The 23608-nt window shown below is 70.3% G+C and carries 16 protein-coding genes and 1 pseudogene; 6 read left to right on the forward strand and 11 right to left on the reverse strand.

The annotated features are described in order from the left end of the window. The first annotated feature begins 167 nt into the window (after positions 1-167). The gene (locus ACIA8N_RS14310; protein ID WP_169749491.1) at positions 168-728 is read left to right on the forward strand and encodes a TetR/AcrR family transcriptional regulator; all 561 of its coding nucleotides are present in this window, start codon (positions 168-170) and stop codon (positions 726-728) included. 38 nt (positions 729-766) lie between these two features. Here ACIA8N_RS14310 and ACIA8N_RS14315 read toward each other — a convergent pair whose 3' ends face one another. From ACIA8N_RS14315 to ACIA8N_RS14345, 7 genes are all read right to left on the reverse strand, one after another. Further along, complete coding sequence (locus tag ACIA8N_RS14315) at positions 767-2926, reverse strand: SpoIIE family protein phosphatase (protein WP_037635599.1); 2160 nt, start codon at positions 2924-2926, stop codon at positions 767-769. A 93-nt stretch (positions 2927-3019) separates the two neighbouring features. Further along, on the reverse strand, positions 3020-4363 hold the full coding sequence (locus ACIA8N_RS14320; RefSeq protein WP_030545665.1) for an FAD-binding oxidoreductase: 1344 nt from the start codon (positions 4361-4363) through the stop codon (positions 3020-3022). A gap of 84 nt (positions 4364-4447) precedes the next feature. Further along, positions 4448-5995 (reverse strand): long-chain fatty acid--CoA ligase, encoded by a 1548-nt coding sequence (locus tag ACIA8N_RS14325; protein WP_365780945.1) that lies wholly within the window; start codon positions 5993-5995, stop codon positions 4448-4450. A gap of 128 nt (positions 5996-6123) precedes the next feature. Then, positions 6124-7587 (reverse strand): aldehyde dehydrogenase, encoded by a 1464-nt coding sequence (locus tag ACIA8N_RS14330; protein WP_055602503.1) that lies wholly within the window; start codon positions 7585-7587, stop codon positions 6124-6126. A 27-nt stretch (positions 7588-7614) separates the two neighbouring features. Further along, positions 7615-8712, reverse strand: coding sequence for a Zn-dependent alcohol dehydrogenase (locus tag ACIA8N_RS14335; protein WP_126931785.1), 1098 nt, complete (start codon positions 8710-8712; stop codon positions 7615-7617). 54 nt (positions 8713-8766) lie between these two features. After that, on the reverse strand, positions 8767-11139 hold the full coding sequence (locus ACIA8N_RS14340) for an AMP-binding protein (RefSeq protein ID WP_242002527.1): 2373 nt from the start codon (positions 11137-11139) through the stop codon (positions 8767-8769). A gap of 93 nt (positions 11140-11232) precedes the next feature. After that, complete coding sequence (locus ACIA8N_RS14345; protein WP_030545659.1) at positions 11233-11931, reverse strand: hypothetical protein; 699 nt, start codon at positions 11929-11931, stop codon at positions 11233-11235. Positions 11932-12284: 353 nt separating this feature from the next. Here ACIA8N_RS14345 and ACIA8N_RS14350 point away from each other — a divergent pair, with 353 nt between their 5' ends. Further along, positions 12285-12878 (forward strand): TetR/AcrR family transcriptional regulator, encoded by a 594-nt coding sequence (locus tag ACIA8N_RS14350; protein ID WP_079042178.1) that lies wholly within the window; start codon positions 12285-12287, stop codon positions 12876-12878. 69 nt (positions 12879-12947) lie between these two features. Here the strand turns inward: ACIA8N_RS14350 and ACIA8N_RS14355 are convergent, their stop codons facing one another. The 3 genes from ACIA8N_RS14355 to ACIA8N_RS14365 are packed head-to-tail and all read right to left on the reverse strand — an operon-like array spanning position 12948 to position 15743. Further along, complete coding sequence (locus ACIA8N_RS14355) at positions 12948-13721, reverse strand: gamma-glutamyl-gamma-aminobutyrate hydrolase family protein (RefSeq protein ID WP_055602507.1); 774 nt, start codon at positions 13719-13721, stop codon at positions 12948-12950. Beyond that, complete coding sequence (locus ACIA8N_RS14360) at positions 13718-15088, reverse strand: glutamine synthetase family protein (protein ID WP_055602508.1); 1371 nt, start codon at positions 15086-15088, stop codon at positions 13718-13720. Before ACIA8N_RS14360 ends, ACIA8N_RS14355 begins: the two co-directional genes overlap by 4 nt. Beyond that, on the reverse strand, positions 15081-15743 hold the full coding sequence (locus tag ACIA8N_RS14365; RefSeq protein ID WP_030545655.1) for a hypothetical protein: 663 nt from the start codon (positions 15741-15743) through the stop codon (positions 15081-15083). Before ACIA8N_RS14365 ends, ACIA8N_RS14360 begins: the two co-directional genes overlap by 8 nt. 158 nt (positions 15744-15901) lie before the next feature. Here ACIA8N_RS14365 and ACIA8N_RS14370 point away from each other — a divergent pair, with 158 nt between their 5' ends. The 4 genes and pseudogenes from ACIA8N_RS14370 to ACIA8N_RS14385 form a co-directional block, all read left to right on the forward strand. Continuing rightward, entirely contained in the window at positions 15902-16873 is a 972-nt protein-coding gene (locus ACIA8N_RS14370) for an alpha/beta hydrolase (protein ID WP_055602509.1), read from the forward strand. A 199-nt stretch (positions 16874-17072) separates the two neighbouring features. Beyond that, the gene (locus ACIA8N_RS14375) at positions 17073-18734 is read left to right on the forward strand and encodes an NAD(P)/FAD-dependent oxidoreductase (RefSeq protein ID WP_126931784.1); all 1662 of its coding nucleotides are present in this window, start codon (positions 17073-17075) and stop codon (positions 18732-18734) included. After that, on the forward strand, positions 18731-19111 hold the full coding sequence (locus ACIA8N_RS14380; RefSeq protein WP_030545651.1) for a hotdog domain-containing protein: 381 nt from the start codon (positions 18731-18733) through the stop codon (positions 19109-19111). The genes ACIA8N_RS14375 and ACIA8N_RS14380 overlap by 4 nt, the downstream gene beginning before the upstream one ends. 355 nt (positions 19112-19466) lie before the next feature. After that, positions 19467-19637: pseudogene (locus ACIA8N_RS14385) on the forward strand (pirin-like C-terminal cupin domain-containing protein); the annotation flags it as partial. 177 nt (positions 19638-19814) lie between these two features. On the opposite strand, the gene ACIA8N_RS14390 reads toward ACIA8N_RS14385, so the two are convergent. Continuing rightward, positions 19815-23342, reverse strand: a complete 3528-nt coding sequence (locus ACIA8N_RS14390) for a DNRLRE domain-containing protein (protein WP_365780944.1) — start codon at positions 23340-23342, stop codon at positions 19815-19817. Positions 23343-23608 lie beyond the last annotated feature (266 nt).

Here is a 23608-nt window from a genome sequence, read left to right on the forward strand (position 1 = left end):
ATGCGCGTAGTCAATCCGGGTTGTGGTGATCGGCGTCGGTTACGGCAGGGCCTGCCACCTCGCTTCACCCGGGGGAAGCCGATGTGTGGCTGATACGATCTCGAATTGTGTTCGAGAAGAAGTCCGCATCCCCGGCGTCGGCCCGTCCGGCCGTGCAGCGCCGTGGCATGGAGCGGAGACGCGCCATCCTGGACGCCGCCGAGGCCCTGCTCCGGGAGCAGGGCTACGAGGCGGCCACCCTGAAGGCCGTCGGTGAGCGGGCGGGCATCCCGGTCGCCTCGATGTACCACTACTTCCCCGACCGGCACCAGGTCGACGCCGAGCTCCTGCGCCGGCACCTGCGGGTGATCGAGGAGCTCGTCACCGCCGCGTTGGAAGGCTCCTCGCTGTCCACGCTGCGGGAGGCCGCGGACGCCGTCATCGACCCCCTGCGCGACTACTTCCGCGAGCATCCGAGCTGCGTCGAGCTGTGGTTCTCGGGCCGCAGCGAGGCGCTCGCCGTCCTGGTCCGGGAATTCGACGCCGCTCAGGCGGACCGGTTCTGGCGCCTTCTCGTCGAGCGCGGTCTGGTATCCGCCGACACCCCCCGGCTCGCGCTGCAGCTCGCCTTCGAGGTGGGCAACCGCCTCTTCGACGTCGCGTTCCGGCAGTCACCGGCCGGCGACGACGCCACGATCGACGAAGCGCGCCGCATGGTGATCGCGTACCTCAAGACGTACGCGGCCTGACCTGACCTGGCCTTCCCACGGCCACGCGGGCGGGGAGGTCAGGTCGCCGGGAGAGTGAGGAGACCGTCCGCGGGCAGGGCCTGTTCCGCCCAGATCACCTTTCCCTCGCGGTGGTGGCGGGTGCCCCAGCGTTCGGAGAGCTGGGCGACGAGGAGCAGTCCGCGGCCGCCCTCGTCGTAGGTGCGGGCGCGGCGCAGGTGCGGAGCGGTGCTGTTGGCGTCGGATACCTCGCAGGTCAGCGTGGACTGACGGATCATCCGCAGCCGGATCGGACTCCGGCCGTAGCGGATCGCGTTCGTCACCAGCTCGCTGACGATGAGTTCGGTGGTGAAGGAAAGCCCGTCGAGGCCCCAGGCGGTCAGCGTTTCGGAGGCGAAGCGGCGTGCCCCGGCGACGGCCGCCGGGTCGGAGGGAACGTCGAGGGTGGCCACGTGACCGGGATCGAGCGACAGGGTGCGGGCCACGAGGAGGGCGATGTCGTCGACGGCCCGCTCCGGCACCAGCGCGGCGATCAGACGGTCGCAGACCTCGTCCGGGGACGCGGACCCCTGGGCCAGGCCGTCGCGCAGCAGCTCGCGAGCGGTGTCGACGTCCCGTGCCCGGCTCTGGACGAGACCGTCCGTGAACAGGGCAAGCAGGCTCCCCTCGGCCAGTTCGAACTGCACGGTCTCGAAGGGGAGTCCGCCCAGGCCCAGCGGCGGGCCGATCGGCATCTCCGGGAACTCGACCGACCGGGAGCCCGGCGCGTCGCCCGCTCCGTCCGGGGGAGTGGCCACGGCGGGCAGGACGTGTCCGGCGCTGGCCAGCGAGCACACGCGGGAGACCGGGTCGTATACCGCGTACAGGCAGGTGGCGCTGGTCTCGCCCGCTTCCTCCCCCTCCTCGTGCTGGAGCCGGATGACCACGTCGTCCAGGTGGGTGAGCAGCTCGTCGGGCATGAGGTCGATGTCCGCGAAGGCGCGCACGGCCATCCTGAGGCGGCCCATGGTGGCGGCGGCACGCAGTCCGCGTCCGACGACGTCACCCACGACGAGGGCCACGCGGGCTCCGGACAGCGGGATCACGTCGTACCAGTCGCCCCCCACGCCTGCGCGGGAGCCACTGGGCAGGTAGCGGGAGGCCGTGACGACGGCGGACTGCTCCACGGCGTGCCGCGGCAGCAGGCTGCGCTGGAGGGCGAGCGCGGTAGAACGCTCGTGGGTGTACCGGCGGGCGTTGTCGATGGACACCGCCGCTCTGGCGGCGATCTCCTGGGCGAGGAGGAGATCGTCGTCGTCGAAGGGCGCGCCGCTCCCCGTACGGAGGAACTGGACGAGGCCCAGCGTCTCCCCGCGGGCCACCAGGGGGAGGAGGAGGGCTGAGTGGAACCCGTCACCACCTGCGAGGCCTCCGCTCGCTCCGCCACGGCGCAGAACGGGCGTGCCGGTCGCCAGCGCGCGGGCCGGCTCCGAATCGGCGGGGTAGCTGTGTGTCCGTCCGATCCGTACGGGAAGCTCCTTGGCGTCGCCGCCCGGTACGGATCGCCGGGCGACGCGACGGAGCGACGGCGGGGTCGACGGCGGCGAGACGTCCTCGTCGTCGAGGACGGAGGAGACGAGGTCGACGGCGACGAGGTCGGCGAAGCCGTCGGCGCCGACGTCCGCAAGCTCCTGCGCGGTGCGGTCGATGTCCAGTGTGGTCCCGATCCGGCGACCGGCCTCATTGGCCAGCAGGAGCCGCCGTTGCAGTCGGCGGTCGCGTTCCTCCTGGTAGGCCGCGACCACGTGTGCGGAACTGCGGTCCACGTACCCGAAACCCGCCGCCATCAGGCGCAGTGCCGCGGCGTTGACCAGCTCGGGATCGTCGGTGAGCGTGAGGACCTCGGTCTGGACCAGCTGGAGCAGGGCGACGTGTCCGAGCCGGTAGCCGCGCAGGAGCGTGCTGATCGGGACCCCGCTCCGGGCGAGCCTGCGGGCGAGCTCCAGGGACTGCGGCGGCGGCGCGGCCTCCGCGGCGTCGGCGCCGTGTTCCAGCAGGTCCAGGAACGCGACGACGTGCCCGGCCGTCTCCTCGGCCACGAGATCCGCGACCTCGTCGTACCCCCAGGGTTCAGACAGCTCGCCGCGGGTGTACCGCAGCAGGGTCTCGACCGATTCCTCCGTCCGCGGCCTGAGCTGCTGGGCCAGACGGTGGAGGAGGGTGTCGACATCGGTCCTCATAAGGGCATTGTCCGGAAGCGGAAGGACCTGTGCCACCGGGTGAGCGGGGAGCGGGGCGTCGGAGACGACGGACGGTTCGCGGTCACCCATGCCTCAGCTCGGAGCGGCGCCGCGCCGGGCGTTCCGTCGGCTCCCGTTGATCAGGTCGTTGAAGCGGTCGACCGTCCAGATGGTCCGCAGTCCCACGGCGCCCATCATCAGCGGGCGGGGGAAGTCGGGCTTCTTCGCCCAGAGCGTCTTCAGGTCCTCGTGCTGCCGGCCGTCCACGATCAGGTCCGCGATGAGGGAGCCGACGTAGGGGGCCTGGGCGAGGCCGTGGCCGTTGCAGGCGACCGAGTAGTAGACGCCGTCGCGGGTCGTGCCGGCGACCGGGAGCCAGGACGGGGTGATCGCGATCCATCCGCCCCAGGCCCGGGCGGCCGCGACGTCGGCGAGTGCGGGGAAGCGCCTTTCGAAGGCGCGCGCGAGTTCGGCGACGACGGCCTCGTCCGGCTTCCTCGGAGGGAGGGGACAGGTCCTGCCCCGCTGGAGCCGGCGGACCCCGAACACGATGGTGTCGCGCGAGGTCAGCCGGTAGTTCTCCATGATGTTGTGCTGGGTCACCACACCCGACCGGCTGGTCCATCCCAGTGCGGCCAGGCGGTCGGGGTCGATCGGCTCGGTCTCCACCTCGCTGACCCAGATCGGCACGGAGAGCCGCTTCGGGGTGATGGCCAGGTCGCCGCCGAAGGCGTTCGTCGCGAGCACGGCCCGCCGCGCTCGCACCTCGCCCCCAGGCGTGTTGATCACCACGTGATCGCCGGTCGGACGGACCTCGGAGACCCGCGTCCGCTCGAAGACCCGGGCGCCGGACGCGAGGACGGCACGGCGGATGCCGAGGCTGAACTTGCCCGGATTCATCATTCCGCCGACGGACTCGCGCATGCCGCCGAGGAATCCGCGCGGGATGCCGAGCTCTGCGCTCGTACCGAGCTCGACGTCCGCGCCGGCCTTGCGCAGGAGCTTCGTCACGCGGCGCACGCGGCCCATCTGTCCACGGGACACGGCGGCGCAGACGTTGCCCGTGGCCTCGTAGTCGCAGTCGATGGCCAGCCGCTCGATCAGCCGCTCCAGGAAGTGAGCGGAGTTCTCCGCGAACCGGACGATGCCGGGAAACGTCTTGCGGTGGAGCATGCTCAGGAGCTGGATGTCGCCCCCCGGGGCGCCCGCCACCTGCCCGGCGTTGCGCGAGGCGGAGCCGTGCCCGCAGAACTCGGCCTCCAGCAGCACCACGTCCCGGCCGCGTTCGGCCAGTCGCAGGGCGGTCGACATGCCCGCCAGGCCGCCGCCGATGACCGCGACCTCGCAGGTGACGTCGTCGGCCAGGGCGGGCCGGACGCCGCCAGGAGGGTCGATCCACCCGGTGAAGGTGGTGTATTCGACGTGGTCCGTCTTCATCTCGCTGCTCCTCCTGGGCGGTGACGGTTACGACGGCGGCTGAGGGGTGGGACCGCCTCGGGTGGTCCGGGGTTCGTGGGAGCTTCAGACGAGCCGGCGCTTGAGGATCTTGCCGGTGGAGGTCATCGGCAGGCTCGACACGAGTTCGACGACGCGGGGGTACTTGTAGGAGGCCATCTGCTCCCTGCTCCAGGCGACGAGCTCGTCGGCGGTGATGACAGCGTCCTTCGCCGGGATCACGAAAGCCTTGATCTCTTCGCCGTGGCTGTCGTGCGGGACACCGACCACCGCCGCCAGACTCACCGCGGGATGGGTGAGCAGCACCTCCTCGATCTCGCGGGGGTAGACGTTGTAACCCCCGCGGATGATGAGGTCCTTCGCGCGGTCGACGATGGAGTAGAAGCCGTCCTCGTCGCGCCGCGCGAGGTCTCCGGTGCGGAACCAGCCGTCGCGGATCACCTCGGCCGTCTCCTCCGGGCGGTTGTAGTAGCCCTTCATGACGTTGTGACCTCTGATCGCGATCTCGCCGACCTCCCCGGCCCGGGTGACCTCCGTCCAGTCCGGCCGGATCAGCTTCAGCTCCACGCCCCAGATCGGGACGCCGATCGAGCCCGGCCGGGGTGCGAGCCGGGGATCGCTGAACGTGGCCACGGGCGACGTCTCGGACAGCCCGTACCCTTCGAGCACGGTGATGCCGAGGCGCTGCTCGACCTGGTTGAGGATCTCGACCGGCAGGGCCGCGCCGCCGGAGATCCCGATCCGCAGGTTCCCGGCGATGCGGTGGACGTCGATGTCCTCGGTGAGGGCGTCGAGCAGCCCCCACCACATGGTCGGAACACCCGCGAAGAACGTGATGGTCTCGCGGCTCATCAGCTCGACCACCTCACGCGCGGCGAAGCGCGGCACGAGGTACAAGGTCGCGGCGACCGAGAACCCGGCGTGCATCTGCACCGTCGCGCCGAAGGTGTGGAAGAGGGGGAGGCACACCACGTGGCTGTCGGTGGCGGGCTCGTTGCGGAACAGCCGGTTGTCGGCCAGCACGTTCATCATGATGTTCGCGTGGGAGAGTTCGGCTCCCTTGGGCCGCCCCGTCGTCCCCGAGGTGTACAGGATCACCGCGGTGTCGTTCGGCTCGGTGACCACCGGAGCGAACGCGGTGCTCATGCCGGCGAGAGCCCGGCCGAGCGTCTCGGCGCCGGCGATCGGGCAGGGAGCCTCCGGGTCGGCGGTGATGACGAAGAAGTGCTCGACCGTTCCGGCCTCCTGGTATCCGGCATGGCCCTCCGCGGCCATGGCCAGCTCAGGGGCCCCCTCGAAGCAGAAGTACGCCGAGACGTCCGCGTCGGCCAGGTGGTAGGCGATCTCGCGGCCCTTGAGCAGGACGTTGAGCGGTACCACGACCGCCCCCGCCTTGAGCACGCCGTAGTAGACGATGGGGAAGGCGGGGAGGTTGGGGCAGCTGAGGGCGACCTTGTCGCCGGGCCGGATGCCCCGGGACACCAGCAGGTTGGCGACCTGGTTCGCCGCCTCGTCCACCTGTCGGTACGACAGCCGGTGCGGGCCGAGCACGAGCGCGTCCCGGTCCGGGAACGTGCGGGCGGAGTCTTCGAGGAGGATCGAGAGGTTGAGCATGAGGGTTCTCCAGCGGCTCTGGGTGTGCGTCGGGTGATCTCGACGGCTGGGTCCGGAGACGTCAGCCTTCAGCCGCTGCGTCCTTCACCCGTGTTCGGTCCATGGCAGCGGCTCGTTTCACGGGCGTTTCACAGCGGAAGGTCCGGTGCGTCCACACCGACGACCCGGTCTCCGCAGAACACACGCACCGACTCGGCCGGGCCGTGACCGCCGATGCCGGACGGCCCCCAGAAGCTCTGCGCGGAATCGTCGCCGAGATCGGCGATCTTCGCGCCGTTGATCCGCACCTCGCCGGCCAGGACCCGCGAGCCGACGTCGATGGCGCGTTCGGTGTCGCCGCCGAAGACGTAGGCGTCGAGTCCCGAGGGGTGGGCGTTCGCGACGCGCAGCGCCTCCTCGTCGGAGTCGACGGCGTGCACGGAGACGAGGGGGCCGAACAACTCCGCGGTGGCCTTCGCCGGGTCGGCCCCGGCGGCGACGGCCGGTGAGAGGAAGAAGCCGTCGAGCTCGGGCAGCCGGGCCGGCTGGTGGACGGTGGCCCCCAGGGCACGCAGTCCCTCGATCCGGCTCTGCAGGGTCGCGAAGTGCGGCGCGTTCGAGATCGGGCCGAGCTCGGCGCCCTCGTCGAGCGAATGACCGACCACGACCTTGGAGATGCGCTCGGCCAGCGCTTCGACCAGCGGCCCCACCAGGCGCCTGGGCGCGAGGACCTTGCCCGGTCCCTCGCACCACTGGCCGTTCAGCTTGGTCATGCCCTCGAAGATCCCGTCGGCGGCGACCTCGACGTCGGCGTCGTCGAGGACGAGCACGGGGTTGTTGCCGCCGAGCTCCAGCTGGAGGACCTTGAAGTCCTCCGCACCGGCCCGGGCGATCGCGCGACCGGCCGCCGGACCCCCGGTGAACGACACGACCTTGACGCGCGGGTCACCGGTCAGCGCGGCGCCCACCTCGCCGCGGCCGTGCACGAGCTGCAGGGCACCGGCGGGCAGCCCGGCCTCGACGAAGCACTCGACGACGATCTGCGCGCTGCCCGGAGCGTGCTCCGACGGCTTGAGGATCACCGGGCAGCCGGCCGCGACGGCGCTGACGACCTTCGCCGCCGGGATGAAGCTCGGTCCGTTCCACGGCGTGAGGATCGCGGCCGGTCCCCACGGAACCTTGTACAGGCGGACGTCACGGCCACCCGCCGCCAGGGCCCTCACCCGGGGAATGCTCCGCAGATCAGCCGCCGTCGCCCGGATCCTCGCGGGCAGGAACGCCGCCACCTTCCGGGTGACGCCGATCGGCACGCCGCTGGTCAGGGAGTCGGTGCGCGCGATGTCCTCGACTCGGGCCTCGACGAGCGCGGCCACGCGTTCGAGGGTGTCCGCGCGCTCCTGGCGGGCCTCGTCGTCCCAGCGGCCGACGCTGTACACCCGCTCGGCGTGCTTCAGAGCCCGTTCGATGTCGCCGGGTCCCGTCGTGACCGTGCGGTGCACCGGTTCCCGGGTGTTCGGGTCGACGTTCCACTCGCCCGGGACCGTCTCGCAGTCGCTCCAGGCGTCCGCGATGTAGTTCACCGGCTGGGGGATCGTCGTCTCGCCACTCGTCATGTGATTCACCTCTGCATCCGTGGTCGGTCAGGCCTGGAGGTCGAGGACGATCCGCGTCACGTCACCGCTCCGCATCGCCTTGAAGCCCTCGTTGATCTCGCCGAACGGGATCACCTGCGTGACCATCTCGTCGAGCAGCAGCCGCCCCTGCTGGTACAGGCGCGCGAGCTGGGTGATGTCCTGGCGCACCTGACCCGAGCCCATGTACGAGCCGATGAGGCGCTTCTCGCCGAAGAAGAAGTCCGACGCGGGCAGCGTGAGTTCGGTGCCCTCCGGGGCGATGCCCACCAGGCACGCGGTGCCGGTCGGCCGCAGCACCGCGAGTGCCGTGGCCGCGGTGCGCGCCGAGCCGACGGCCTCGAAGGAGTAGTCGACACCGTCGCCCAGCAGGCTCCGCACCTCGGCGGCAACATCCTGGACGCCGCCGTTGACGACATGGGTCGCCCCATAGCCGCGCGCGGCCTCCAGTCGTGCCTCGTCCAGGTCGATCGCGACGACCGCCGATGCCCCCGCCAGCCTGGCTCCCTGGATGACGGCCGACCCGACACCACCGCAGCCGATCACCGCGACCGTGCTTCCCGGACGCACCCGGGCACCGCGGAAGACGGCGCCGACGCCGGTGATGACACAGCACGCCAGGAGGCACCCGACGTGAAGCGGCACGGCCTCGTCCAGCCGCACCAGCGCGTTCTCCCGCATGAGCGTGTGGCGCGAGAAGGCGCCGACGTCGCCGAGCCGCTCGACCGGTCCGCCGTCCGTCAGCCGGAACGCGGGGCGCGGGCGACGCCGGACCTCCGCCACACGCTGACACTGGGTCGACCGGCCGGCCTCGCAGTTGGCGCACAGGCCGCACGACGGCGTCAACGCCCCGACCACGCGGTCGCCGACGCGCAGTGCGGTCACGGCCGAGCCGATCGCCTCCACCACCCCCGCCACCTCGTGCCCCACCACCACGGGCAGGCCGGTCGGCACCGTGCCGGTCATGTAGTGCAGGTCGCTGTGGCACAGGCCCACATGCGTGACCGCGACGCGCACCTCGTCGGGCTCGGGGTCGTCCACCTGGATCGTGGTCAGCTCAAGCGGTTCGTTCACCGCAGTGAGTACCGCGGCCTCTGTCTCGATCACGTCGTCTCCTCTGTCGTTCTTCAGGGAAGGGCCGTTCCGGCCCCTGTGGCGCAGCTATTCCCGAGCGTCCTTGGCGGTCCAGAAGCCCTCGATGCCGGCGCTGAACACCCCGCTCTCCCAGGTCTTCCGGGCGGCGTCGTCCTCCCGGGCGAAGGCCTGCTCGATCTCGTCGAGCCGCGGCCGCAGGAGCGCGAGGTGGAGCGCCGTCGTGTTGTTCTCCGGTGTCCACTCGACGACCAGGTCGACGGCGCGGTCGAGCAGTTCGTCGGGCGCGACGATCTCGTCCAGGAGGCCGATCCGCAGGGCCTCCTCGGCTCCGATCCGCGGCGAGCCGAGGACCGTGCGCATCGCGTGGTTCCGGACGATCCGGGGCAGCAGCAGGCTCGACGCGTTCGAGATCGTGATGCCGCGGCCGTTCTCCGGCTGGTAGTACTCCGTCGCCGGAGTTCCGATCCGGGAGTCGCAGCAGAGGGTGATCTCCGAGGCGCCGCCCACCGCCAGGCCGTTCACCGCCGCGATGACGGGTACCCGCGTCTGGACGATGGCCCGGGTGATGTCGTGGAAGCTCTCGAAGGCCGTACGGAGCTCCGCGTACGAGGTGGGCACGGACCGGAGGTCCTCGCCCGCGGAGAAGGCCCGGCCCTCGCCGGTCAGGACGACCCCGCGCACGTTCTCGCCGGTGCCCGCTTCCCGGACTGCGCTCGCCAGCCGCAGCCGCGTGGCGACGTCCAGGGCGTTCAGCTTCTCCGGACGGCGCAGGGTCAGGACCGCCACGCCTCGGACGACGTCGATGCCGAGGGAGTCCGTGGGCGCGGCGGGCCCGCCGCCGGTCCCGCGCCGGCCGCCCAGGTCGAAGGTGATGCCGGGCTCCGCCGCGGCGCGGGCCTTGAGCGCTGGTTTGGACACGCGCTCGGAGGGCGTCCGCGGGAAGCCGGTGACGAACTCGACGTAGCGCGGGACCTTGAAGCGGGCGAGCTGCCGGCCCGCCCGGTCGACGATCCGCGCGGCGGTCGTACGGTCCGCCGCCACCCCGGCGGACAACTGGACGAATGCCTTGACTTCTTCCCCGAAGATCTCGTCGGGTTCGGCGACGACGGCGGCGGCCGTGACCTCCCCGTCACGTTCGAGGGCGGCCTCGACCTCGGCGCACGCGATGTTCTCGCCGCCCCGGCGCACCATGTCCTTGATCCGGCCGACCAGCCGGATGCCGCCGTCCGGCCGGCGGACGACGACGTCGCCGGTGTGCAGCCAGCCGTCCCGCAGCACCCTGGCGGTGTCCTCCGGCCGGTTCCAGTAGCCGCGCATCATCGGCTTACCCGAGACGATCAGCTCTCCGGGCTCGCCGTCGGGGAGATCGCCCCCCTGCGGATCGACCACACGGACCCGCTTCGTCGGCACCGGAATCCCGAGGTTCCCGCTCCCGACGCAGCTCGTGTCCCCGACGGGACCGAACAGGTCGACGCCGGACTCGGTCATGCCGTAGATCTCCCGCCAGGGCGCGCCCCAGCGTTCCTCCAGCTGGGCGTGGATCCCGGTCGGGATGCCCGAACAGAGCACCAGACGCAGCTGGTTGTCCAGGTCGTCGGGGCCCGGCGGTTGCTTGAAGAGCAGCGTCGGCATGGATCCGAGGACGTAGAAGAACGTCGCTCGATGGCGGCGGACATCGGCGAAGAAGCCCGACGCGGAGAAGCGCGGCAGGACGACCAGCGGGGCCCCGACCGTCAAGGCGAGCGCGGTGTTCCACTGCGGATCCATGTAGGAGAACGGCTGGGCGGTGAGCAGGACATCGTCAGGCCCGAGGCCGGTCCCCGCCGCGCAGGTCCAGCCCAGCCGCACCCAGTAGTCGTGGGTGAGCATGCACGCCTTGGGGAAACCGGTGGTGCCGGACGTGTACTGCAGGTTCGCCAGGGTCTCGGCGGTGGGGCGCAGCGCCGGAGCGGTCGCCGGGAAGGCCGCGGACCCGTCGTCGGCGACGTCGACGACGCGGAGGTCCGTCAAGTCGGCCTCGACGTCGACGACCTCCTTCACGAGGCCCACCCGCTCGTGGTCGGTGAACACGACCCGGGCTCCCGAGTCCCGCAGGAGAAAGGTGAGATCCGCCCGCTTGTACGAGGAGTTGACCGGTACCGCCACAGCACCGGCCTTCAGTGCGGAGAGCCACACGACCGGCCACTGCACGACGTTCGGGAGCATGATCGCGACACGATCACCCGGCTGGACGCCGTCGACCTCGATCAGCCGATGCGCCAGCCTGGAGGTCCAGGCGTCGATCTCCGCGAAGGTCCACGACGCGTCTTCGAAACGGAGGAACTCACGGTCAGGTGATCGCCGCGTCCGCTCCGCCAGCAATTCGGTCAGCGTCGCGGTGGGCGGGGCCTCTCCCATCCGCTCGGGCCTGACGGCCGGCTGAGGACGGCGAGAAGTCACGTCTTCCTCCCGCTGAGGTGTTTCTTTCACGACCACGGCTGCTTTCTCTGCATGGGACGTCGTCCGTCGTTTCGCCGCCTTGAACGCGGATGGTCAGGCGTCGGCTCGGCTCGGCTCGCGCAGGTCCGGTTCGGCACCGACCGACTCGTTGTGGCGGTGCAGGGCGCGGTAGGCGAAGTAGTACGTGAACATCTGGAAGCCCCAGGTGCTCAGCGCGCCGATGTAGAAGAGGGTGTGCGCCTCGTCGTCGCCCGGAATGTGGACGAAGTCGTACGTCCACGCGATGACGCAGCCGGCGGCGGTCGCCAGCCCCGCGCCGACGGCCCACCCCTTCGCGCCGATCGCCCAGAGGCGCTTCGAGAAATAGATCAGGAACAGGGTGGTCAGGACGTTGACGGCGATCAGGAAGATCGCGACCCCCGTACCGAGCCGCTCGCCGAAGAGCAGCAGAGCGAGGCCGACCGCGGTGGCGAACGCGAACACCCCGACGTCCGTCCCCACGGACGGCTTGTACCGGTGCGTCACGCGCATCAGGCCCAGGACGAGAATCAGCGTGATGCCGACCGACCGTGAGAACTGATCGAAGAAGAAGGCCAGGGTGTACATCGGGCTTTCCTCGGTGGCCCCCACGGCCGCGTAGACGAAGAAGTTCGACCCGGAGGTGGCGACGATGATCCATTCGAGGCCGAGAAGATAGTTCCCGTAGTTCCGGATGAACTTCCACCCGAAGGTGAATCCGACGGCGATCATCCAGACGTCGGCGAGCAGGAAAAGCAGTTCTCTGAGTGCCATTTTCCTCGGTTCCTTGAGGTCTCTTCGGTATCCGGATCTCCGCCGAAGGCTGCGAGTCGGGGTGTCGCCCCACGGGGCCCGAGCCGGGCGATTCGAACGAGTCAGAACGCAGCGAGCGGTCCGCCGCCGCTCGCCGGGCGCAGATGGCTGCCGGCGAGCCCTCGTCGTGTGGGCTGATGGCCACACGGGGTCTTCGCGAGGGGTGGGAGCCATGCTTCTTCATTGCGGTCGTACGATCAAGTCATATGACCAACTATTTTGCGGAGGGGTCGGCACGCGGGTCGATATGGACTTACCGCCTGGTAACCTGGACGCTGACTTGATCAATCGTCCAACTTCACCAGGGGGTAGATGTGGCACGCGTACCAGCGGCCGAGCGGCGGGATGAGCTGGTGAACGCCGCCATCCGGGTGATCGCGAGCCGCGGCGTCGACGGTGCCACGACCCGCCGGATCGCCGAACAGGCGAACGCTCCGCTTGCGACCCTTCACTACTGCTTCCAGACCAAGGAGCTGCTGTTCACGGCCGTCTTCGAGAGGCTGACGGAGCGGTACCGCGAGGTTCTGATCGAGAACGACGTGCACGGCGACCTGGTCGTGACCGCGCGTGCGATGCTCCGGGGCGTCCTCGACTGGTATCTCGAGTCCGACCCGGAATTCGCGTCCGCGAGCTTCGAGCTGATCAGCTGGGCGCAGCGCCAGGAAGAGCATCCGGCGGTGACCGTCTACAACGAGGCGTTCAACGTGGTGCGATCGATCCTCGCGAGAGCGGCCGCCGGACAGAACGTCCCGCCCGAGACGATCGACGAGATCGGCTATGTCATCGGTACCCTTTCCGATGGGTTCGTCGTGAACTGGTTGACGTACGGCGACCGTTCCCGGGCCGCGCAGCAGGCGCAGACCGTCGTCGACGTGTTCGACGCGTGGCTGGCCGTGAAGCTCGCCTGAGCGCTGTCCGCGCCGTGCCCCGCTCGGACCCGAGTGCGTCATCCGTCGGCGCGCACTCGGGCCGGCTTCTCACAGGCGTTTGAGAGCTTCCTCGACGACCCACGTCATCGTCGGATCGTCGCTCTCCATCCATTCGGGGTGCCACTGGACTCCCAGCACCGGTGCGTCCGGAAGCTCCACCGCCTCGACCACTCCGTCGGCCGTCCGGCCCGTGACGAGGAGCCCCGTGCCGCAGCGGTCGACGGCCTGGTGGTGCCACGAGTTGGTGACGGCCCGCGCTCCGAAGAGTCCTGCCACGATCGAGCCGGCCTCGAAGGTCACGAGGTGATCGTCCGTGCCGTCGGTGAGCGCGGCCTCCTGCGACAGGTGCCGCACCTCACCGGGAGGAAGGTCGGCGACGAGCGTGCCGCCGAGCGCGACGTTGAGGACCTGCATGCCCCGGCACACGGCGAGCACCGGAATCCCGCGGTCGAGCGCGGCGCGCACGAGCGCCAGCTCGTACGCGTCCCGGTCGGCGTCGTGGACCATCGGGTCCGCACGGGGGTCGACGTCACGGACCACGGAGGTGTCTCCTCCCCAGCACGCCGGGTGCATGTCCTGCCCTCCGGTGATGACCACGCCGGCCAGCCAGTGGCAGACCGCCTCCGCGTCCGTCTCGTACGAGAGGTGCACGGGGAGACCGCCGGCCCGCGCGATCCGGATCGCGTAGTCGGCCATGTAGCTGTCGGCGCAGCGATCGCCGTACCGCCGGTCCGCTCCCTTGATGAGGTCCAGCCGGATCCGCCGGCCGGTGATGCCGATCAACGGCCGTACCGCGGCCGACCCCTCTCCCACGGCGCTCACGGCAGCTCGAAGTAGCGGGCGGACTCCCACGCGGAGAGGTCGGCGGACGGATCGCCGCCCGCGGTGTGGAACTGCATCCACTCCCACCGGCGCGAACCGATCCAGTAGTCGACGAACTCGGAGCCGAGGAGGTCGCGCAGGATCGGGTCCGCTTCGAGGGCGGCGGCGGCCTGCGTGATGGTGTCCGGCAGCCGGGTGATCTCCCCGGGCGGCATGCACCAGGCCATCTCCGCGACCGGCTCCGGCGGTTCGATCTCGCGTTCCAGACCCGCGATCACACCGGCCAGCACACCGGCGAGCGCGAGGTACAGGTTGGCGTCGGCGCCGGGGACCCGGTACTCCAGACGGGAGTACGACGGGTGTCCGCACACCGCCCGGATCGCGGTGGTCTTGTTGCTGATGCCCCAGCTGACGGTGACCGGCGGGCCGCTGAGGTCCACCAGGCGTCGGTACGAGGTGATCTGCGGGAGCACGATCGAGGTGTTGCCCTCGATCGTCGCGAGCAGACCGCCGACGGCATGGCGCATCGTCTCCGACGGCCCCTCCTCCGCGTAGAACGCGTTGACGCCGTTGTGCTGGAGGGACAGGTTGATGTGCGAGGCCTGCCCGTAGCCCGCGGTGGGCTTGGCCATGAAGGTGACCGTGCGGCCGAGGTCGAACGCGACCTCGCGCATGATCTGGCGAGTCCGTGCCCAGGCGTCACAGACCGCGAGCGGGTCGCCGGGCGCCAGGTTGATCTCGATCTGGCCGGCGGCGTCCTCGTCGCTCCAGGCCTCCCACTCGATGCCCACCGCGGAGAGCCGATCGGCGACGGCGTTCATGTAACCGGTCCAGTCCTTGGACTTCGCCAGGTGATAGGCCGTGCCCGCGCTCCCGCCGAGCGGTGTCAGGTCGCGGTATCCGCGGGCACGCGCCTCGTGGATGGACTCCTCGAAGACGGTCGCCTCGATCTCGACGGCGACCGTCGCGGTGAAGCCGAGCGAGGCGAGTCGCGAGGTCATCTTCTTCGTCAGGTTGCGCGGACAGATCGGAACCGGCCTGCCGTCCTTCAGCCAGTAGTCGCCGATCACGGCCTGGCGCCCGGGCTCCCACTCGACCAGCGTCGACATGTCGGGACGGAAGTAGACGTCGTTCAGGTGTCCGCGCCAGTCGGGGAAGGCGAACCCGAGGACCGGCGCGTTGCCGAGGTCGAGCCCGAAGAGGAGATCGGCGAAGGCGAAACCCGAGTCCATGCCGGAGGCGAACTTCTTCGGGGTCAGCGTCTTGCCGAGGAACGATCCCTCGTGGTTCGTCGCCTCCAGCCGAACGGCTCGAACGGCCTCCTCGCCGCGGTCGACGCCGTTGGCGGGCATGGTGAGTTCAGACATCGAAACGAACCTTCCAGGAAGCGCCGACCATGACCGACAGCTGGGACATGGTGCCTTGGATGCCGAGCGCACCCGTGGAGAGCACGGCGAGCAGGTCGTCGGCTCCGGAGAACACTCCGGCGAGCGCCTCGGGGGCTCCGGCGATCAGGTAGTGCGTCGCGCCCTCGCCGAGTACGAGCTGTTCCAGGCCGTCGGGGCCCTCGGTGACCGCGATGAGCACGTCCGGAATGCCCGGCACGGAGCGCGCGGCACTCCAGAAGTGCGCGGCCGCCGTCTGCCAGTCCGGCACCGGGGGCGACAGCGCGAGCAGCGCGTCCGCGGCGAGCTCGGCGTCACCCGACGGGGCGGCGACGGGGGCGAACCGGGCGTTCAGATCGACGGTGATCGTGGCATCGGGTTCGACGAGGACTCCGCTGGAGACCGAGACGCCGTCGCCGAAGGTGATCGTCGCAGCCTGAGGCGTGTCATGGGACCGGATCGCCACGGTGCCGGCCGGCCTCCGCAGCACCAGGTGGGCGTGCCCCGCACGAGCGGAATCGCGCAGGGTGCGGCCGATCAGCCGGACGAGGGGAGTCGCGTCGTCCTCGATCCTTACGTCGACCTCGGTTGCCGCTGGTGCGCCGGGCGCCGCGGGAGCCGTCGTGGTTTCGGTCATCCGTCGGTCCTTTCGACTTCGGGAGATCACGTGCGCCGTGCATCGGCTGCTTCGGATCTCGGATGGACCGTGATCGTCATGGTCAATTGACTAGATCAGGTGACTAGGATGGTGGGGTACAGGTCGCGACCTGTCAATGACTTCGGAGAGGCCACACAGTGAATGAAGCGAAGCCCCCGTACTGGGAGCGGCTGGACCCCGATGCGCGGTCGGTGGCGCGATTCATCGCCGAGACCCTCAGGAAACCCGTACGTGAACTGGGCGCCGAAGTGGCGCGGAAAACCCTGGCGACACCCCCGCCCGAACGGCCGCTCACCCCTCTCGACCAGGTCGAATCCCTGATCGTTGCCACCCGTTCCGGCGGGATCGGTGCACGCCTGTACCACCCGGACGGTCCGCCGCCGGGCGCCGGCCCACGGCCGACGCTGGTCTATCTGCATGGTGGCGGCTTCGTCCTGGGAACCCTCGACGGGGTGGACGAGGTCTGCCGCGCGATCGCCGCCCGATCGGGCTGGGCGGTGTTCTCGCTGGAGTACCGACTCGCACCGGAGAATCCCTATCCCGCGGCGCTGGACGACTGCTTCGACGCGTTCGCCTGGCTGCGGCGGTCGGCCCCGGGCCTCGGCCTCGATCCGGACACGATTGCCGTGGGGGGTGATTCGGCGGGCGGCGGTCTCGCCGCCGCGCTGTGCCTCAAGCTCCGCGATCTCGGACTCGCCCGGCCCGTGTCGCAGGTGCTGGTCTACCCCGCCGTCGACGACACGTTCGCCAGCCCGTCCTGGATGGAGTTCGCCGACGCACCCTTGCTGACCAGTAAGGATGCCCGCTGGTGTTGGGAGCAGTACATCGGCCCGGATTGCACCGGGGAGGTCGACCACTACGCGGCCCCGATGCGCGCCGCGTCGTTGCGGGACCTCCCCCCGGCGCTCGTCCTCACTGCCGAGGTCGATCCGCTGCGCGATGACGCCGAGGCGTACGCCGAAAGGCTGCGGCGCGACGGCGTCGAGGTGACCCTGACCCGCTATGCGGGCGTGTTCCACGGCTTCTTCACCGAAGTGGGCGTGTTCACCAAGACGGACGAGGCAGTTGCGCAGGTGGCGCGCCACCTGCGAGGCGTCGCCGACGCCTGACGCGTGCAGCGGGCAGGAACTCGATCTCCATTCGACTATTGACGGCGAGCGGGCTCGTGTCTAGATTCACATGGTCATACGACTAAGTCGGATGACCGACACATGCATGTCGACGCATCGAGGGGTTGTGGACCCCCGCCCGGGGCGAAGCCCTGACGGCCGGATGCCAGCCGCATTTCGACTAACCGAAGGCACACGCATGACCGAGACTCCCTCCATCGCCCCCGTCGTCGACCTCCTCTGCGTCGGCGCGGGGTTCTCCGGCCTGTACGCGGCGTACAAGGCCGCCGAGAAGGGCTGGACCTTCGCCGGATTCGAAGCCGCGCCCGATGTCGGCGGCACCTGGTACTGGAACACGTACCCCGGCGCACGCTGCGACGTCGAGAGCGTCTACTACTCCTACTCGTTCAGCCAGGAGCTCCTGCAAGAGTGGACGTGGAGCGAGCGCTTCGCTCCCCAGGCCGAGATCCTGAGCTACATCCAGCACGTCGCGGACCGCTTCGACCTGCGCCGGCACTTCACCTTCGGCACCCGGGTGACGTCCGCGACCTGGCTCCCGGATGAACGACTCTGGGAGGTGACCCTCGACTCCGGCGAGACCCGGCGGGGCCGCCACCTGCTCGCCGCCTCGGGCGGCCTTTCGGCGCCCAAGGACTTCGACGTGCCGGGCCTGGAGAACTTCACCGGGACCACGGTCTCGACGAGCCGGTGGAACATTCCGCTGAGCGATCTGGCGGGCAAGCGCGTCGCCGTGATCGGCACCGGGTCGTCCGCCGTCCAGTGCATTCCGCTCATCGCCGAGGTGGCCGAGCACCTCACCGTGTTCCAGCGCACCCCCAACTACGTTTTCCCCGCCCGGAACACCCCGCTGTCGGCGGAGTACGTCGACGAGATCAAGAGCCACTACGCGGCGATCCGCGAGGAGTGCCGCCACTCGCTCGGCGGCATCCCCGACCGCATCCCGGACGCCGCCGCATTCGACGTCTCCGACGAGGAACGGCGCGAGCGCTACGAACGGGCCTACCAGCGCAGCGGGTTCAACGGCGTCGGCGGCGAGTTCTCCGACCTCCTGACCGACGCGAGGGCCAACGAGACCGCGGCCGAGTTCGTACGCGAGAAGATCCGCCGGATCGTTCACGACCCGAAGACCGCCGCGGTCCTCGAACCCCGCTTCCACCCCCTCGGCGCCAAGCGCAGCTGCTTCGGCACCGACTACTACGAGACCTTCAACCGCCCCAACGTCTCGGTGGTCTCCCTTCGTGACGAACCCATCGAAACCATGACGAGCGACAGCATCGTCACGCGCGCCGGCTCCCACGAGGTCGACGCCATCGTCCTGGCGATCGGATTCGACGCCTTCACCGGCCCGCTGTACGCGCTCGGCGTCTCCACCCCGGAGACCGGCGGACTGCAGGACGCGTGGAGCGACGGAGTCCGGACCTACCTGGGCATCATGACCGCCGGATTCCCCAACTTCTTCATGATCGCGGGACCGCAGAGCCCCGCGCTCGCGAGCAACGTCGTCGTCACGATCGAGCAGGCCGTGGACTGGATCACCGATCTGATCGGCCACGCGAAGGCCGACGGCGCCGAGGTCATCGAGCCGACGGCCGAAGCCCAGACCGACTGGGTGAAGATCACCGAGGAGACGGTCGCCCAGACCCTCTACGCCACCACCGACTCCTGGTACCGGGGCTCGAACGTGACCGGCAAGCCGACGACCTTCCTCGGCTACGTGGGCGGGGTCGGCAAGTACCGCCGCATGTGTACCGAACTCGCCAAGCGCGGCTACCCGGGCATCGCGCTGGACGGCGAGACCGTAGCCCGCCGCCTCGGCCGTATCCACGAGGAGATCGCGTGAAGGTCGTGCACCAGCGCTACGTCGCGTACTCCGAGGCGCACTACGCGGGGAACCTGGTCGACGGGGCCTTCGGCCTGAAGCTGTTCGGAGACGCCGGAACGCACCTGGCGATCACCCTCGACGGCCACGAGAGCCTGTTCGCCGGATACGCGTCGGTCGAGTTCCTCGCACCGGTTCGCGGCGGCGACGTCGTCGAGGCGGAAGCACGCCTGGCGGCGAAGGGGAGGCGGAGCCGGACCGTCGACTTCGAGCTGCGGATCATCTGCCGAGCCGTTGACGACAGTGGCCGAGCCGAGGTGCTCCCCGAACCCATCGTGGCCACCCGGGCGCGCGGCACGGCGGTCGTTCCGGCCGCCGAGGCGACGACGGCACCGTGACCGCCCGGGTGGGAGACGCCGGTCGGCGCTGAGCAGCCCGAGCCGCGTGCCCCTACGAGCGACCGGCCCGCTGTCGGCGGCGGGCCGGTCTCGGATCTCGCGGTTGCGTACGATGGCCGACGCGGCACCAGAATGTGCGGTGCGCTGGCGCAACAGTCCTGGGGCGGCGCTCACCAGTTGCACGGGCTGCCGGAACCGGCCGGGCCTCGTGGCTCGCGCACCTGCCCCCAGCAACTGAGTTCTCCACATCATTGTCAAATGAAGGCGATCAGCATGGGCCGACTCCTGCCGCTCATGCTGACTTTTGCTGACCTTCGAGGTCATCATCCCGTCTGACCTGCGATTATGAGTTTTGATCGTCATGTGGTGGAACTTCGTCGGCCGCACGGACGAGGAGATCCGCCAGGCGAGGGAGGACTGGATGACGGGGGACCGCTTCGGCGAGGTGAAGGGGTACGACGGCGGGCGTCTGGCCGCGCCGGAGGTCCCGGCGACCCAGCTGAAGGCGCGGGGCCGGGTGCGCTGAACAGGGGTTTCTCCCCGTGTGGCACCCCTTGGCGGTCACGGTCGAGGACCGCGGGTCTTGCCGTTCCCCGGGGTGTCCTACCGACTGGCTGCCCCTTCTTCGTGCTGCTCTCGGAATGGGCGGCACCCGTGCGCGGCGCACTGCGCCGCGCACGGGTAGGGCCGGGCCGGGTCCCGGTCAGCCGATGGTCAGGACGCCCTTCCAGCCGCCGCCCGTGGCACTGACGATCTCCGTTCCGGCGCCCGGAAGCACGTCCGGCGCGCCCGCGTAGAACCGTACGGCCCCGTCGGTCCGTACGGTCCAGACGTCCGGGATGCCGTCCCCGGTGGCGTCGGGGGTGCCGTACAGCATGCGGATGCTCGTACGGCTCCAGCCACCGGAACCGTACACGGTGTCCGCGCCCGCCGTACCCAGCGACGCCAGGTCGACGCCCGTGCCGGACGCGGCCTTCTTCCCCGTGCGCAGGAGCAGCCGGCCGGTGGAGTGCTGACGGTAGACGAGATCGGTCACCGCGTCCCCGCCGATGTCCTGCACGGTGACGAGGTCCTGATCGAGCCACCCCGAGGACGACACCAGGACCGCCCGGTCCACGGTGGCGCCGTTGTACCCGACGAGCGCCCAGAGCGCGTTGCCCACCTTGACGAAGAAGTCCGTCCTGCCGTCTCCCGTGGCGTCGCCCGCCGAGACGATCTGGGTGATCGTGGCGGGGGCCGGGGCGTTGGCCGGGAGCAGGATCTCCTGGCGGCGGTCCACGTTCACGGCGCCGTAGCCGTCGCCCGGGTAGACCCACATCCGGCCCGCCCGGACGGCGACGAGGTCCTGCAGTCCGTCACCGCCGTAGACGTCCCCGAGGTGGGCGATCAGCGTGTTCTTCCAGTAGCCGGACGCGGCGCCGACGTAGACGGGCTTGCCGTCGTTGCGCGTCGGGTCCTTGTCGGGGTTGCCCCGGTAGGCGCCGGACATGGAGTAGTCGAGGTCGCCCGTGCCCTTCAGCAGGTCGGTGGTCGCCTCGGACGGGTAGAGGCGCAGGTTGCCGCCGGCGTCGACGAGCATGAGGTCGGCGAGCGCGTCACCGGTGAAGTCGCCGGGCTTGTCGGCCTTGTCGCGCGGAGTGACGTAGAAGAAGTACTTCCTCGGCTCCGAGCGGTTCCCGGCTCCGTCGACGGCCCGTGCGTACAGCACGTTCGGGCCCGCCAGCGGCGGTTTGACGTTGGAGGCGGTCGTCACGGTCGTCACCGGCGCGCCCGCGGTGCGCGTCGCGGAGAACGGGTACGACGCCTGGTTGAAGCCGTACTCGAACTTCACCACGTCCGTTTGGGAGGCGCGGAAGGTGAAGGAGCCGGCGGTGCCGAACTTGACCGTGCTCCACTTCATGTCCTCGGGCTCGTTGTTGAAGCCGTTGTCGTTGGCGTCGGCGTCGGGGAACTGGCTCGAGCCGATGATCGGGGGCGTGGGGCGTGAGGTGTCGAAGACGAAGCGGCAGGGCGTCGTCTTGTGCGAGTACTCCGAACTCTTCCCCGCCTTGTCCACTGCTCGGGCGCGCCACGAGTACGTCTTGCCGCTGACGAGTTTGAGACCGCCGGTCACGTTCCCGGTGGGGACCGGGTCGGTGTGCACGCGGGCGGACCCGTTCTGGCTGCCGACGGAGACGGTGCCCTTCGCTCCCAGGAGGTTCGTCGTGGCCCCTCCGGACGGCCACAGCTCGAAGACCAGCGAGGCGAGGTTGCCGTCCTTGTCCGAGGCGTTGCCCCAGAAGGTGAGCGAGGAGGCGCTGACGTTGATGTACGGCGCCGTCGTGTCGCAGCTGAGGTCGGGGTCGAGGTCGAGACCGGTCGGCGGGGCGGGCGGCCGGTTGTAGACCAGGTCCACGTACGGGCCGGAGTCGCCGTCCGCCTGGAACTTCTTCCACGCGTACTGGGAGTTCTCGTCACCCGCGCGGAAGCCCAGCGTCAGTGTCCGCCAGCCGCCGGAGACCGCCTTCTGCGCGGTGGGAGTGATGTCGAACGCGACGTAGTCGTCGGGGCAGTGGGCCGACTTCCAGCCGTGGGCGAACGACGCGCCGCCGATCTTGTTGGCGTTGTTCATCACCGGCATGTTCCGCCAGTTCGTCTTCGAGGAGATCGTGCCCGTCAGGTGCACGGTCATGGTCCGCGCGTTGCAGGACCAGGAGTACGTCTCCAAGGCGCGCAGCTTCGCCTTCTGGACGACGGCGCCCTGGAGGTCGGGGTCCCAGTCGATGCTGAAGAAGGACCGGGACGTTCCCCAGGTGTCGGACTCGAAGCCGACCCGCGCCTCGTGGGTGCCGCCCTTGTTGAAGTTCTTGCCGTTGTAGAAGCTGGCGTCCTTGTGGCGGCTGTAGGCCGTGGTCCAGTCGTTCGTGTGCTTCTTCACCGAGGGGTCGATGAAGACCGGGTACACGGTGGACGGGTCCGAGAGGAACTCCTGGTCAGGCGTCAGAACCCAGTCCCAGCCCTCCAGGTCTGCGCCGACCAGCGCGCCCCGCGAGTCGGGCTGGGGGCCGTTGAGCGGGGCCAGGGAGAGGGTGGCCTCCGCCCCGGTCCGGGTGGGTTCGGGGGTCGGCTCTCCCGGGACGGGAGGCTGCGGAGCCCCGGTCCAGGACGGGTCCGCGGTTCCCTCGGGGGCCTCGGGGAGCACCTCGTCCAGGACGTCTCCCTGGTCGCCGTTGTCCACCGGCTCCGTGGGGCCGGGTTCCGCCGGTTCGGTCTCCGTGGGCTCGGGCTCCGGCGGCGTGTCGGTGGGGTCGGGCGACGGGACGTCGTCCGTCGGGAGGACCTCGGGCTCGGTCGGAGTCGCGCCTGATCCGCCGGCGCCGTCGGTCAGGGTGGGTGTGCCGGAGCTGTCCCACATGAAGGGCGTGGACGACTCGATGACGTCGCGGCCGTCCCGCGTGGCGTTGAGCACGCCGGATACGGAATCCAGCCGGAAGCTCAGGCGGGTGGACCAGAGTCCGTACGCGAGCTGCGCCACGCGTGGATCGGCCGCGGCCTGACGGTCCTTGACCACGAGGACCTGGGCGAAGCCGTTGTCGTCGGCGGTGATGACGAGGTCGGCCCCGGGGAGGATCTCGGGATACAGCAGCCGGGAGCCGTCGACAACCGGCTGGGGGATGGGACCGGGCCAGGTCAGGACCATCCAGTCCTCCTCCTCGGTCTCGATCACGGCGAGAGAGTTCTCGGGGAGGGCCACCATCGGAAGGAGCGAGACGCGTCCGCCGCCCGCGCGGGAGGCGCGGTCCGCCTCTGTGCGGGTGGACCGGTCGACGCCGTCCCGGGACGACCGGCCCGATGAGGGACGGGTGCCCGGAGAGAACACCATGCGGGTGTTCGTCGCCCGGGGCGACCAGCCGTCCGCCACGCGGGCGAGAGTGGTGTCGATGGGCTTCCACTCACCACCCACCTTCGCCCGGACCGGGCTGGCGTGGATGCGCCGCTGAAGCATGCCGTCGGGCCTTGCCCACGTGGTGGAGTACGCGGTGCGCAGAGCCGTGGCCTCGACGGCCTTGCCGGACGCGGCCGCCGCGGCCGCCGCGTCGGCCTCGTCCAGTGGTGCCGTTCGCTGCGGCGCGTGCTCCTGCGCGCGTACCGGACGCGATTCCGGTGGCGGATCGCCGAGCCCGGTCGCGGCGAATCCGGCGGCGAGCACCGCGGTCGCCGCGACGACCGCGAGCACTGGTCGCCGGGACACGCGTCGCCCTCTGCTCGTCATGAGCGTCCTTCCCCCCTTGAGGCCGGCCCGGCGGGCGTCCCACCGGCCGTCGACCGGCCGTGGCGACCTGGAGGAGTCCCGGGCCCCGCACGGCGGATGCGAGCAGATCATGACGCACCCCGCCCGAGGGCGCACGGGGTGCCTGCGCGGCCCGCGCGAGTGACGGAAGGGGGGCGGCGGCAGGTGGTGTGCGGTTGATGCGTCGTCAGTGCGGCGCATAACGGCCGAACCGGGAGGGAACCCCG

The organism is Streptomyces sp. NPDC051822, assembly GCF_044452745.1.
In the GTDB taxonomy this organism is placed as follows: Bacteria; Actinomycetota; Actinomycetes; order Streptomycetales; family Streptomycetaceae; genus Streptomyces.